At 74.7% G+C, this 12,712-nt stretch carries 14 protein-coding genes and 1 pseudogene; 9 read left to right on the top strand and 6 right to left on the bottom strand.

The window, feature by feature from the left end:
* Positions 1 to 109: 109 nt before the first annotated feature.
* Positions 110 to 238: pseudogene (locus ACGF07_RS20360) on the bottom strand (SAM-dependent methyltransferase); the annotation flags it as partial.
* A 235-nt stretch (positions 239 to 473) separates the two neighbouring features.
* On the opposite strand from ACGF07_RS20360, the gene ACGF07_RS20355 reads away from it, so the two are divergent.
* On the top strand, positions 474 to 779 hold the full coding sequence (locus ACGF07_RS20355) for a hypothetical protein (protein WP_392900719.1): 306 nt from the start codon (positions 474 to 476) through the stop codon (positions 777 to 779).
* A 69-nt stretch (positions 780 to 848) separates the two neighbouring features.
* On the opposite strand, the gene ACGF07_RS20350 is transcribed toward ACGF07_RS20355, so the two are convergent.
* The 3 genes from ACGF07_RS20350 to ACGF07_RS20340 all read right to left on the bottom strand — a co-directional run bounded on the left by ACGF07_RS20350 (position 849) and on the right by ACGF07_RS20340 (position 3,099).
* Entirely contained in the window at positions 849 to 1,145 is a 297-nt protein-coding gene (locus ACGF07_RS20350) for a hypothetical protein (RefSeq protein WP_392900716.1), read from the bottom strand.
* 162 nt (positions 1,146 to 1,307) lie between these two features.
* Positions 1,308 to 2,147 (bottom strand): hypothetical protein, encoded by an 840-nt coding sequence (locus ACGF07_RS20345; protein WP_392900713.1) that lies wholly within the window; start codon positions 2,145 to 2,147, stop codon positions 1,308 to 1,310.
* A gap of 229 nt (positions 2,148 to 2,376) precedes the next feature.
* Complete coding sequence (locus ACGF07_RS20340) at positions 2,377 to 3,099, bottom strand: hypothetical protein (protein ID WP_392900710.1); 723 nt, start codon at positions 3,097 to 3,099, stop codon at positions 2,377 to 2,379.
* 111 nt (positions 3,100 to 3,210) lie between these two features.
* Here ACGF07_RS20340 and ACGF07_RS20335 point away from each other — a divergent pair, with 111 nt between their 5' ends.
* From ACGF07_RS20335 to ACGF07_RS20320, 4 genes are all read left to right on the top strand, one after another.
* The gene (locus tag ACGF07_RS20335) at positions 3,211 to 3,645 is read left to right on the top strand and encodes an Hsp20/alpha crystallin family protein (RefSeq protein WP_350749319.1); all 435 of its coding nucleotides are present in this window, start codon (positions 3,211 to 3,213) and stop codon (positions 3,643 to 3,645) included.
* A gap of 131 nt (positions 3,646 to 3,776) precedes the next feature.
* Positions 3,777 to 4,070: an STAS domain-containing protein gene (locus tag ACGF07_RS20330; RefSeq protein WP_350738161.1), complete on the top strand. Its 294-nt coding sequence runs from the start codon at positions 3,777 to 3,779 to the stop codon at positions 4,068 to 4,070.
* A gap of 81 nt (positions 4,071 to 4,151) precedes the next feature.
* Complete coding sequence (locus ACGF07_RS20325) at positions 4,152 to 4,556, top strand: DUF2267 domain-containing protein (protein ID WP_392900706.1); 405 nt, start codon at positions 4,152 to 4,154, stop codon at positions 4,554 to 4,556.
* A gap of 56 nt (positions 4,557 to 4,612) precedes the next feature.
* Positions 4,613 to 5,011, top strand: coding sequence for a DUF2267 domain-containing protein (locus tag ACGF07_RS20320; protein WP_350738167.1), 399 nt, complete (start codon positions 4,613 to 4,615; stop codon positions 5,009 to 5,011).
* A gap of 142 nt (positions 5,012 to 5,153) precedes the next feature.
* On the opposite strand, the gene ACGF07_RS20315 is transcribed toward ACGF07_RS20320, so the two are convergent.
* A complete protein-coding gene (locus tag ACGF07_RS20315) occupies positions 5,154 to 6,299 on the bottom strand; it encodes an enolase C-terminal domain-like protein (protein ID WP_392900703.1) in 1,146 nt (381 codons plus the stop codon).
* Positions 6,300 to 6,592: 293 nt separating this feature from the next.
* Between ACGF07_RS20315 and ACGF07_RS20310 the strand changes: the two genes are divergently transcribed.
* From ACGF07_RS20310 to ACGF07_RS20300, 3 genes are all read left to right on the top strand, one after another.
* Entirely contained in the window at positions 6,593 to 7,597 is a 1,005-nt protein-coding gene (locus ACGF07_RS20310; protein ID WP_392900701.1) for an SDR family oxidoreductase, read from the top strand.
* 243 nt (positions 7,598 to 7,840) lie between these two features.
* The gene (locus ACGF07_RS20305) at positions 7,841 to 10,669 is read left to right on the top strand and encodes an aconitate hydratase (RefSeq protein ID WP_392900698.1); all 2,829 of its coding nucleotides are present in this window, start codon (positions 7,841 to 7,843) and stop codon (positions 10,667 to 10,669) included.
* 45 nt (positions 10,670 to 10,714) lie between these two features.
* On the top strand, positions 10,715 to 11,218 hold the full coding sequence (locus tag ACGF07_RS20300) for a metallophosphoesterase family protein (RefSeq protein ID WP_392900695.1): 504 nt from the start codon (positions 10,715 to 10,717) through the stop codon (positions 11,216 to 11,218).
* A gap of 81 nt (positions 11,219 to 11,299) precedes the next feature.
* Here ACGF07_RS20300 and ACGF07_RS20295 read toward each other — a convergent pair whose 3' ends face one another.
* On the bottom strand, positions 11,300 to 11,869 hold the full coding sequence (locus tag ACGF07_RS20295; protein WP_392900692.1) for a TetR/AcrR family transcriptional regulator: 570 nt from the start codon (positions 11,867 to 11,869) through the stop codon (positions 11,300 to 11,302).
* A gap of 71 nt (positions 11,870 to 11,940) precedes the next feature.
* Here ACGF07_RS20295 and ACGF07_RS20290 point away from each other — a divergent pair, with 71 nt between their 5' ends.
* Complete coding sequence (locus ACGF07_RS20290; RefSeq protein WP_350738183.1) at positions 11,941 to 12,426, top strand: FBP domain-containing protein; 486 nt, start codon at positions 11,941 to 11,943, stop codon at positions 12,424 to 12,426.
* Positions 12,427 to 12,712 lie beyond the last annotated feature (286 nt).

Here is a 12,712-nt window from a genome sequence, read left to right as displayed (position 1 = left end):
GTAGCGCGGGAGTTGAATCATCCTACGTTGTCCCGGACGTCACCCGGTCAATGCGGTCGCTCACCGACGGTGGCCGGACTTCCCGGCCTCCCGGCGGCCCTCGAGCGGCGATGTCCAGCACCCGGCGCGCTCCGTACTCCTCGGCGATGCGGACGTACGGCAGGAGGTCACCGCGGTCGGGGTCGAGGAGGTCGTGGATCGCGGCGAGCCGTGGATGCCCGAAGCACTCGTCAGCCACGCCAGCGACGCCATGCGGCGACGGCCGTCGCCTCAACGCGTTTCCGCGAAGGGCCGCGGATCCCGGACGGGCTGTGCGGTGCCACCCGGTTTTACGACCGAAAAAACACGACATACAATTCGTGCAATTGTTGACATGTGCGGCGGCCGGGCCAACAGTGGGGGTGCCACCGCCGTCGCCGACCCGGCGGATCCGTGTGGCGGCCCTTCGACAGGAGATGGTTAGCGTGGACCCGATGAGCAGGGAAGGTCTGGAGCGGCTCAGGTCCCTGCTGGCCGAGCGGATCGGCGCGCCGCGCGAGCACGGCGAGGACGCCGGGCGGGTGGAGCCGCTGCGCCGACAGGTGCACCACGCGGTCACCGGCATAGACGCCTACCTCAGCGCGGTCGAGGCGGGCAGCCTCACCGTCGTGGGGCTGCACGAGCAGGCCCTGGACCTGTGGCGGAGCCTGGAGCGGATCGCCGCCGCGGAGTCCGGGCGGGAGGCCACCGGCCCCGGCGGCGCGGTCCGGGTGCCCGTGCAGTCCGCTCCCGCGGCCTGAGCGACGGGCCGAAGGCCTTGGGCCGGAATCGGAACCCGGGCCCGCACCGCCGGGCGGCAGCGGCTCCGGTCAGGACGTGACGACGTTGTAGGCCGGGTAGATCTTCGGCTCCACGTCCGGCGCGCCGATCTCCCTGAGCATCGGCCGGAGGTGCTCGCCGAACTTCCGGAAGGCGTCCTCCGACTCCCAGACGTCCACCACCAACCAGCCGTCGGGGGTGGGTGCGGCCGTGTGGGAGATGAGACCCGGCACGGGCCAGTCGGAGGCCTTCTTGACCACCCCGCGGCCCCCGGTGAGTCTGTCGGTGCCCTGTTCGTACATGGCCTGGTTCATGCCCGGGGTCTCGATGACGACGACGATCGCCATGGTGCGCTCCAGTGTCGGGGTGTGGAGGGGGACGAGCCTCAGTCGAGCACGCCGACGCGAGGGCCGCACGGCGGTCTACGGCGGACGAGTGGCCGGCCCCGGCGCCCGCGAGGGCGGTACGGGCGCCGGGCCGCCGCGGCACCGCCACCGGCGCGGGCGGCCTCACCGGACGAAGTAGTCCGGGTCGCGCTCCGCGAGGCTCGACGCCAGCGCGCGCAGGTCGGCCTCGGGGGTGTTCCTGGCGTCCGCGGACATCACGATCAGGTGGTCGCCACGGCGGACGAAGTAGAAGAGCACGTACGGGTTGACCCGGCGCCAGGTGTTCGGCGCGACCTGCTCGCAGCCGTCGCCGGACACCGTGCTGCCCAGGTCCAGCGAGTCGCAGTGCGGAGGCCGGAAGGTGCGCTCCACGGGTTGGACCGTCACCCTGACGGCCCAGTGGCCGGGATCGCCCGCGTCCACGCCCGGGCGGTCGGGCAGCAGGGTGTAGCCGAACCACCGGCCGGGCTTGCTGGTCAGCGGAGTGCCGAGGTGGTAGCCGGTGACGTCGGGCGCGTACAGCGGCACGCCGACGTCGGCGAGCGCCTCCCGCAGGCGCTCGTCCGTGCGGTGACCGCCGAGGACCGCCGACAGCGGCGAGCACAGCGCGAGGGCGGCCAGCAGGGCGATCCGCGGCCGCCAGAGCAGCGGCCTGGGCGCGGCCAGGACCGCGGCGACCGCGAACACGGCGGCCGTGACCAGGGGGGACAGCACCTCCGGGAGGCCCGGTGCCCCGGCCCGGTCGAACAGTTCGCGCGCCAGCCAGAAGACCAGGACGACCGCCACGGCAACTCGCCAGGCCGGGCGGACGCCCGCCAACCGCAGCGCCAGCCAGCTCGCCAGGAAACCGACCACCGCGGCCACCGCAAGGAACATCAGAGCCACTCCCAGGCAGTCCCAGTCCTGCCGTGCGTCGCACGGCAGGACGTCCGCCCACGGCAGCGCGGCCAGCACGATCGACACGGCCCCGAGACCGGCTCCCACCCCCGCCGCCCTGACCGTCCGGGACCGGCCGATCGCCGACCGGTAGTCCTGTCGTCGAGCGTCCGCCGCCCGCCCCCCGGGTGTGCCCACCGTCCGCGCCCTCTCTGCTCCACCGGCTGATCCGTCCGGCGACGATCGTTCCGCACGGCGGCGGGGGCGGCATGAGTACGCGTACTCGGATCCGACCGCTCGGAGCGGGTAGGCCCGGTCAGGCGCGGCGGCGGTTGCTGGCGTCGCGGAGCCGGTCGGTGTGGCGGGCCAGGGCTTCGAGGCGGGTGGCGAGGTCGGCGTGGCCGGTGCCCAGGTGGGGTCGTATGCCGGCGAGGGGCTCGATCAGGTCGGCGGCGTCGGTGGTGCCGAGGGCGGCGGTCAGCGCGGCCTGGGCGGGGCGGGCCTCGCGGGCGAGGCCGACCGCGGTGATCTGGGCGGCCAGGACGCGCAGTTCGGCGGCGTTGTCGCGGGCCCAGGCGGTGATCGCGCGTTCGGCGGCCCGGCGGTCACGGACGGCCTTGACGCGCTCGGCGCCGGTCCCGGCGCCGGAGTCGGCGGCACCGGCGGGGCGCAGCCGCAGGTAGCGGTTCTCGGCGGCCTGGCGGCTGGCGACGCCCATGGGCCGGGCCAGGTCCGCCCAGGTGGCACCCGCGGCGCGGGCGGTCTCCACCAGGCCGGCCTCCCAGCCGGCCAGCTGGGTGCGGAGCTCGCGCAGCAGCACCAGGGCGGCCAGCGCCTGGTCGGGGTCGGGCTCCTGGCCTCCCTGATGGGGCACCGGCGCGGGGCGCCCGGCGGTATCGGTCGCCCCGGGCGCGTCGGGCGCCTGGGCGGCCCGGACGGCGTCGTCGATGGCGGCCAGCGCCGCCGCGGCGGCGAGGAAGGAGACGGGCTCCGCGCTCGGAGCGGGACCGGAAACGGGCTTCGGCGGCTTCGCACTCATGTAGTCACCGTACCGACGACACGAGGGGTTTGTCATCGGATGGATGACGTGTTACAACAATGACAGGTGAAGCGCACTGGCACCCATCGATCCGACTGGAGGTGTTTCGCGATGCTGCTGCGCACCGACCCGTTCCGCGAGCTGGACCGTCTGACCCAGCAGTTCCTGGGCACGACCGGCACGTGGACCCGTCCCACCCCCATGCCGCTGGACGCGTACCGCACCGGCGACGAGTACGTGATCTGCTTCGACCTCCCCGGCGTGGACCCGGAGGCGATCGACATCGACGTCGAGCGGAACATGCTGACCGTCAAGGCCGAGCGCCGTCCGCGCCACCAGGGCGACGACGTGAAGTGGGAGCTCTCGGAGCGTCCGCTCGGCGTCTTCTCGCGCCAGGTGATGCTGTCCGACACCCTCGACCCCGAGGGCATCTCGGCCGACTACGAAGAGGGCGTCCTGACCCTGCGCATCCCGGTCGCGGAGCGGGCCAAGCCCCGCAAGGTGGCGATCAGCCACAGCGGGACCCGCAAGCAGATCCAGGCCTGATCCGCCGGCTGCCCCCGTTGCCGCCCCGCGCCGCCCCGAAAACCCCCCGAGAGGGCGGCGCGGGGCATCACGGCCCCGCCTCTTCCCGGGCCGCTCGCCGCGAGCGGCCCGCCCGAAGAGAGAGCACGCCCATGTCAGACCGCGGACCGGCACCCCACGTGGTGAGGGCGTACGGCGAGATCGACCTCGACACCGCCCCCCGTCTGCGCCGCGACCTGTCCCGCGCGCTGGCCGAGCACCGGGACGTGGTGCTGGACCTGTCCGGCGTGACGTTCATGGACTGCTCGGGCCTGGGCGTCCTCGTCGACGCCCGGAACCAGGCCGACCGGCAGGGTTCGCGTCTGCTCCTGCGCGGTGTCGGCCGCCCCGTGGCCAGGCTCCTCAAGCTCACCGGCCTCACCGGCCACCTGGCCCCCACGCCCTGACGGCACGGCCGGGTGGACCGGCCCTGCCCGACCCGACCCCGTTCCGCGCCGACGGCGCGAAGAGCGAAGGGAGGATCCGCGGTGACGCTCCGTTGGGAGGCGTTCCTGGACCAGGTCCAGGAACGCGGCGAATACGACAACCCGCAGGAAGCCGAACGGGCGGCACGCGTCGTGCTGGCCCTGCTCGGCGCCCACCTGGTCGGCGAGGTCCGGGCCGAGCTCGCGGCCCGCCTGCCGGAGGCACTCTCCCTGGTCCTGCTCAATCCCCTGCAGGCCGCCGAGCCGCTCAGCCCCGACCGGTTCGTGCGCGCCACCGCGGCCTGGATCGAGGGGGCCACCGAGCGGACCGCCCCCTGGGACATCGGCGCCGTGCTGTCCACGGTCGCCGACGCGGCGGGCGACGAGCTCATGGAACGCGTCCTGCTCCAGCTGCCGCCCGGCTACGACCTGCTCTTCGGCCGGCCCGCCGCCGGCCACCGCCCCTGACCCCAGCCACCCGCCGCAGCGCGCACGCAGCGGCCCGTCCCGGAAGGGCACCACCGATGACCCGGCACCGCCGCCTCCTCCAGCAGGTCCGCACCAACGGCCGGTACCCCACCGACGAGGAGGCCGACCGCGTCCTCACCGCCGTCCTGACCCAGCTCGGCGCCCAGCTCACCGGCGAGGAGCGCTGCGAGCTGGCCGCGGCCCTGCCCCAGCGCTGGCGCGCCGTCTTCACCGGCCAGATCCCGCTGCCGGAGCCGGTCAGCGCCCCCGCCTTCGTCGAGGCGCTCGCCCGGACCCTGGGCACCAGCCTCACCGCCGCCCGCTGGGACGCCTCCTCCGTCCTGACCGCGCTCGCCGCCGTGACGGACCAGCACCTCGCGGACCGCATCCTGGCCGGCCTCCCGCGCGGGTACGCCCTGCTGTTCGGCCGGGCCGACCTCAGCGTCGCGGCCTGAGCGCGGCCTCCCGGGCACGGCCCGGAGGGGCGGGCGGACGGTCGACCCGGGCGGACCGGCGGACGGACGGCTGCTCCGGGCGGACCGGCGGACGGACGCCTGCCCCGGGCAGCCCGACGGACGGACGGCTGCTCCGGCGGCTTCAGCGGGCCGCCGGGGCCGGCCGGGAGCCGTGCACCCGGTAGCGCTCCGCGTCCGCCCACCTGACCTCCAGGCCGAAGCCCGGGCGGTCCCGCGCGGGGCGCAGCGCGCCGCCGTCCGGTCGCAGGGTGCCGTCCAGCAGCATGCCCTCCAGCCGGACGTGGTCGTGGAAGTACTCGAGGTGGCGCAGCCGGTCGACCGCGCAGAAGCCGTGGGCGGAGAGGGCGGGGGCGCAGTGCCCGGACAGGTCGATGTCGTGGGCGGCGGCGAGGCCGGCGACCTGGAGGAGGCCGGTGATGCCGCCGCAGCGGGTGACGTCGGCCTGGAGGCAGTCGACCGCGTCGGCCGCCAGCAGCGTGGCGAAGTCCGTCAGGAGGTAGCCGTACTCGCCGGCGGTGATCTCCGGCCGGCCCGCGGTGTGTTGCCGCACGGACCGGAGGCCGTCGGGGTTCAGGGAGCTGACCGGTTCCTCGAACCAGCGGACGTCCCACTCCTCGGCGAACCGCCGCGCCCAGTGCACCGCCTCGGTGCGGGTCAGGGCGCCGTTGGCGTCGGCGAACAGCTCGGTGCCGTCCCCGACGGCGCGGCGGACGGCGCGCAGCCGTTCCGGGTCCTGGTCGGGGTGCCGGGAGGTCTTGAGCTTGACGCGCGGGATGCCCTGGGCGGCCCAGCCGGACAGCTGCTCCGCCAGCCGGGCCAGGGGGTAGTTGGTGAAGCCGCCGCTGCCGTAGACGGGCACCCGCTCGTGGAAGGACGGCAGCAGGTCCACGACCGGGAGGTCCAGCAGCCGCCCCTTGAGGTCCCACAGCGCCAGGTCGACGGCCGAGACGGCCATGGCTCCGACGCCGGGTTGCCCGGCGTTGCGCACGGCCCGCCGCAGCCGGCGCCAGAGCGCGGGCGGGGCGAGCGCGTCGGCACCGGCGACGACGGGCGCGAGCTGGGACTCGGCGAACACCGCGGTGGAGACGTCGCCGTAGGTGTAGCCGATGCCGGTGCGGCCTCCGCCGTGGGCCTCGACCAGCACCATGGTGGTCGAGTCCCATTCCAGGGTGCCGTCCTGCTCCCTGCCGTCCGGTCCGTCGGTGGGGACGGTGAAGGCGTGCACGGTGAGGCGGTCCACGCGGACGGGTGCGGTCGCCACGGTCATCGCGGTGCTCCTGTGTCGGTGGCCGCCGCAGGCGCGGCCGGGGCGGGCGGTGAACGCCGGGGGGCCTGCCCCGGAGCCACGCCCGTCGTCCCAACCGTCGGCGGCCGTCGGCGGCCGTGGGCGGCCCGTCGATTCCGTCCGCGCCTGCCCCGCAGCGGCTCCGGCGAAACGGCGCCGACGGGAGTCGGCCGTTTCGGCCGCGCGGTTGGGGAAACCCGTCAGGGCGTCCGGTGGCCGGGCGGTACCGCGGCGACCGGATCGTCCCCAGCGCGGCGACCGGAACGAGGAGCGAGATGACCCAGACCGTGGTGATCACCGGGGCGAGCGCCGGCATCGGCCGTGCCACGGCCCGGTTGTACGGGCGCCGGGGCGCGAACGTGGCGCTCCTCGCCCGCGGCAGCGCGGGCCTGGAGGCGGCGGCCGAGGAGGTCGAGCGGGCCGGGGGCACCGCGCTGGTCCTGCCGACCGACGTCGCCGACCACCGGGCGGTGTCCGCTGCGGCGAGCCGTGTGGAGGAGCGGTTCGGCGCCATCGACGTGTGGATCAACGTCGCCTTCACCTCCGTGTTCGCCCCCTTCGACGAGATCCGGCCGGAGGAGTTCCGGCGGGTCACCGAGGTGACGTACCTGGGCTTCGTGTACGGCACCATGGCCGCGCTGGAGCGGATGAAGCCGCGCGACCGGGGCACGATCGTCCAGGTCGGTTCCGCACTGGGCGCGCGCGCCATTCCCCTGCAGTCCGCGTACTGCGGAGCCAAGCACGCCGTCAACGGCTTCACCGAGTCGCTGCGCTGCGAGTTGCTGCACGAGAAGAGCAACGTCCGCGTCACGGTCGTCCAGATGCCGGCCGCCAACACCCCGCAGTTCTCCTGGGTGCTCTCCCGACTGCCGCGCCACCCCCAGCCGGTGCCGCCGATCTACCAACCCGAGCTGTGCGCCCGGGCGGTGGCCTTCGCGGCCGACCACCCGCAGCGCAAGCAGTACTGGGTGGGCGGGAGCACGGCCGCCACCATCCTCGCCCAGAAGGCGGCCGCGCCGCTGCTGGACCGCTACCTCGCCCGGACCGGCTTCGACTCCCAGCAGACCGGCGACACCGTCGGGCCGGGCCGGCCGAACAACCTCTGGCACCCGGTGGACGGCGCCGTCGGCACCGATCACGGGGCGCACGGCGAGTTCGACGGGCGGTCCCACGGGCGCAGCCTCCAGCTCTGGGCCTCGCAGCACGCCGCAGCGGTGACCGCCGTGGCCGGCGGGGCGCTCGCGGCGGGCGCGGCCCTGCTCGCCCGACGGCGCCGCTGACGGCGGCTCGACCCCGGCCGCGTCGGCCGGCCGGCCGGGCTGATCCCGCCCGCTGTCCGGTCCTGGAGTGCGGTCGCCTTGGCCCGGGGTGCGGTGGCCCTGGAGTGCGGTCGCCCTGGCCCGGGGTGCGGTGGCCCTGGCCCGGGATGCGGTCGTCCCGGTTGGCTCCGCCGCCCCCGGGTAGCCGCCGCGTGCGGTCCCCGGCCCGCACGGGCCGCCGCGCCCCCGGGAGGAGTCACCACCATGCCGTCGGACAGCTTCGCCGCCCGTGGGACCTTCGAAGCCATGGGCTCGTCCCACACGCTCTACCGGCTCGACGCGGTGCCCGGCGCCGACCGGCTCCCGTACAGCCTCAAGGTGCTGTTGGAGAACCTGCTGCGCAACGAGGACGGGCACGGCGTCACCGGTGACCAGATCAGTGCGGTCGCCGACTGGGACCCGCGTGCCGAGCCGGCGACCGAGATCCAGTTCACGCCCGCGCGGGTGCTGATGCAGGACTTCACCGGGGTGCCGTGCCTGGTGGACCTGGTCGCGATGCGGGAGGCGATGACCGACCGCGGCGGCGACCCGGCGCTGATCGACACCCGCCGGCCCGTGGAGCTGGTGATCGACCACTCCGTGATCGCCGACCGCTTCGGCTCCCGCGAGGCCTTCGACCGCAACGTGGAGCTCGAGTACGAGCGCAACCGGGAGCGCTACGAGTTCCTGCGGTGGGGGCAGGGCGCGCTGCGGAACCTGCGCGTCGTCCCGCCGGGGACGGGCATCTGCCACCAGGTCAACCTGGAGCACCTCGCCCGGGTGGTGTTCGACGAGGACGGGCTGGCCTTCCCCGACACCCTGGTCGGCACCGACTCCCACACGCCGATGGTCAACGGGCTCGGCGTGCTGGGCTGGGGCGTCGGCGGGATCGAGGCGGAGGCCGCGATGCTCGGCCGCCCGGTGAGCATGCTGCTGCCCAAGGTCGTGGGCGTACGGCTGAGCGGAGCGCTCCCGGCGGGCAGCACCGCCACCGACCTGGTCCTGACGATCGCCGAACGGCTCCGCGCCCACGGCGTGGTCGGCTCCTTCGTGGAGTTCCACGGGCCGGGCGTCGGCGAGGTGCCGGTGGCCAACCGGGCCACCATCGGCAACATGAGCCCGGAGTACGGCGCCACCTGCGCCATCTTCCCGATCGACGCGGAGACGCTCGCCTACCTCCGCCTCACCGGCCGCGACGAGCGGCACGTGGCCCTGGTGGAGGCCTACGCCAAGGAGCAGGGGCTGTGGCACGACCCCGGGCACACCGCCGACTACAGCGAGACGCTGGACATCGACCTGTCCGCCGTCGTCCCCTCGATCGCCGGGCCGAAGCGGCCTCAGGACCGCATCGCCCTGGCCGACGCGCCCGCGGCCCTGTTCGCGGCCCTCGGCACGGACGGGAGCCCGGACACCGGCGCCCCGGCCGGAGTCGACGAGGGCGACGAGGAGTCCTTCCCCGCCTCCGACCCCCTGTCGGTGACCGGCGACCACCCCGGCGACCGGCCCGCCCCGCCGCCCCGGTCCGGTGCTGCGCCGCCCCCACCGCCCGGTCCGGTCTCCGCCCCGGCGGGAGGCGCCACCGTCGACCGGATCGGCCACGGCTCGGTGGTCATCGCGGCGATCACCTCCTGCACCAACACCTCCAACCCGCAGGTGATGGTCGCCGCCGGGCTGCTGGCCCGCAAGGCCGTCGAGCGCGGCCTGCGCTCCAAGCCCTGGGTGAAGACCAGCCTCGCGCCGGGCTCCCGGATCGTGATGGACTACCTCGCGCACGCCGGACTCCTGCCGCCGCTGGAGGCTCTCGGCTTCGACCTGGTCGGCTACGGGTGCACGACCTGCATCGGCAACTCCGGGCCGCTGATCGAGGAGGTGTCGCGGGCCGTGGCCGCCGACGACCTCACCGTGGTGTCCGTCCTCTCCGGCAACCGGAACTTCGAGGGCCGCATCCACCCCGAGACCAGGCTCAACTACCTGGCCTCGCCCCCGCTCGTGGTCGCCTACGCGCTCGCCGGATCGATGGCCGTCGACCTCACCCGCGACCCGCTCGGCATCGGCGACGACGGCCGGCCCGTTCACCTGCGCGACGTCTGGCCGGACCCGGACGAGATCCAGCAGGTGGTCACCGCCAGTCTGCGGCCGGAGATGTTCACGGCCGGCTACGCCGACCTGTTCACCGGTGACGAGCGCTGGCGCGCCCTGCCCGCGCCCCGCAGCGACCTGTTCACCTGGAACCCCGACTCGACCTACGTACGGTGCCCGCCCTACTTCCAGGAGATGCCCCGGCAGCCCCTGCCGCCCGGCGACCTGACCGGCGCCCGGGTGCTGGCGCTGCTGGGCGACTCGGTCACCACCGACCACATCTCCCCCGCCGGCGCGATCCGGCCCGACTCGCCGGCCGGCGCGTACCTGCAGGCCCACGGGGTCGCGCCGCGGGACTTCAACTCCTACGGTTCGCGGCGCGGCAACCACGAGGTGATGATCCGCGGCACCTTCGCCAACGTCCGCCTGCGCAACCTGCTCGCGCCCGGCACCGAGGGCGGCTTCACCCGCCACCTGCCCGACGGCGAGCAGACCACCATCCACGGGGCGGCCGTGCGGTACGCCGAGGAGGGCGTGCCGCTGCTCGTGGTCGCGGGCACGGAGTACGGCTCCGGATCCTCCCGGGACTGGGCGGCCAAGGGCACCGCGCTGCTCGGCGTCAGGGCCGTGCTGGCGGAGTCCTTCGAGCGCATCCACCGCTCCAACCTCGTCGGCATGGGCGTCCTGCCGCTGCAGTTCCAGCCCGGTCAGAACGCCGGCTCACTGGGGCTCACCGGCGAGGAGACCTACGCCGTCCGGGGCCTCGCCGAACTGGCCGGGACGGACGGGACGGACGGGACGGCAGGGGCGGCGGGGGCGGCGGGGACGGCCAGGACGGCCGAAGTCGAGGCCACCGGGCCGTCCGGCACCATCCGCTTCACCGCCCGCATCCGCCTCGACACCCCGACCGAGGCCGAGTACTACCGGCACGGCGGCATCCTGCCGTACGCCCTCCGGTCCCTCCTGCCCGGCTGACGCCGCCCCTGCCGGCCCGAACCCGTACGAGAACCGGAGCGCGGCGTGCGACTGCTGCTGACCACGGACACCCACGTCCCCACCCGGGCGCGCGCCCTGCCCGAACCGCTGCTGCGGGCCGTCGAGGAGGCCGAGGTGGTGTTCCACGCCGGCGACTGGGTGGACGCCGCCACGCTCGACCTGTTCGAGGCCCGGGCCCGGCGGCTGGTCGCCGTCCACGGCAACAACGACGGGCCGGCGCTGCGGGAGCGGCTGCCCGAGGTGGCCCGGGCGGAGCTGGGGGGTCTGCGCTTCGCCGTCGTGCACGAGACCGGGCCGGCGCGGGGCCGCGAGCAGCGGTGCGAGGAGCGCTTCCCCGACGCGGACGTCCTGGTGTTCGGCCACAGCCACATCCCGTGGGACAGCCGCACCCCGGGCGGCCTGCGGCTGCTCAATCCGGGCTCCCCCACCGACCGGCGCCGCCAGCCCTTCGCCACGTACCTGACCGCCGACGCGGAGGGCGGCCGCCTCACCGACCTGCGCCTGCACCGGCTGCCCCGGCGCACCTGACGCGGCTGCGCGCGGCTGCATGCGGCTGCACGCGGCTGCACGCGGCTGCGGCACCGGTCGGCCAACGGGGCGTCACCGGGGTCAGGGCGCCGGCCAGTTGCGCAGCAGGGCGTCGAGGGCGTCCAGGATGCGCGCCCAGGTGTCCTCGGTGTCGCGGGGGGTGTGCTGGAATCCTCCGGCCCGTTCCAGGGCGACGTAGCCGTGGAAGGTGCTGCCGAGCAGCCGGACGGCGTCCGTCTCGTCGGGTTCCGCGAGGTCGTAGCCGCGCAGGATGGCACGCGTCATCCGGGAGTGCCGGACGGCGGCGCTGTTGACCGCGGTCTCGTAGTCGAGTTCCAGTTGCGCGGCGGCGTAGCGGCCGGGGTGTTCGCGGGCGTAGTCGCGGTAGGCGTTGGCGAAGGCGGCCAGGGCGTCCTTGCCGGCGCGCCCGGCCAGTGCGGTGGCGACCCGGTCGGCGAGTTCCTCCAGCGCGAGCAGCGCGATCCTGGTCTTGAGGTCCTGGGAGTTCCTGACGTGCGAGTACAGACTCGCGTCCTTCACCCCGAAGCGTCGTGCCAGCGCCGAGACGGTGACCTTGTCGAAGCCCACCTCGTCGGCCAGCTCCGCTCCCGCCCGGGTGAGTCGTTCCGCGTTCAGCCCCACGCGTGCCATGCGCTTCCCTTCGATCGCCTGGACCCAGTATACGTTTGCCTAGCCCTCCTAGGTTATTTACTATCCACTCTATGAAGCCTTTGACCGAGCACGAGATCCGCTCCGCCTTCGTCAACTGCAGCAAGGGCGAGGCCAAGCGCCTGCACGTTCCCCGCGACCTGGCCGAACAGCCCTGGGAGGACCTGGACTTCCTCGGCTGGCGCGACCCGCAGGCACCCGATCGCGGCTACCTCGCCGCCGAGCTGGACGGGCGGACGGTGGCGGTCGCGCTGCGATCCTCCGGCGCCGCCTCCTGGCAGGCCCGGCGGAGCATCTGCTCGCTCTGCGTGACCACGCACACCGGGGGCGTCTCGCTGCTGGTGGCACCACGGGCCGGGCAGGCCGGCAAGCAGGGCAACTCGGTGGGGGCGTACATGTGCAGCGACCTCGCCTGCTCGCTCTACGTGCGCGGGAAGCGCGAGGTGGGCACCCGGCTGCACGAGTCGCTCACCGTCGAGGAGAAGATCCGCCGCACGGTGGCCAACCTCGCCGCCTTCGTCGCCAAGGTCACCGCCTGACCCCGGGCGCGGTCTCCCGGCTATGGCCGTCGACCTCGCCCTGAAGCTCGCGCTCGCTCTCGGCCGGGTACCGGCTCTGCCCCGTCTGCTCGACCGGGCCCGGAGCGAGTCCGCCGACGGGGCGGCGGTGCCGCTGCGAGGGCGCCGCGCCGCGGCTGGAGACCCTCCGGATCGAGGCCCTCGAGCAGCTCGCCGAACGGCTGCTCCACCGCCCCTGACATACCTCACGCGCACCTGCACACGTGCACACGTGAACTGAAACGACACCGGCGGGGCTCCGACGTCA

The sequence above is a fragment of the Kitasatospora sp. NPDC048194 genome (assembly GCF_043202455.1).
Taxonomy (GTDB): Bacteria; Actinomycetota; Actinomycetes; order Streptomycetales; family Streptomycetaceae; genus Kitasatospora.
The sequence above is the reverse complement of the archived record's forward strand: the minus strand, read 5'-3'. Positions and strand labels throughout refer to the sequence as shown.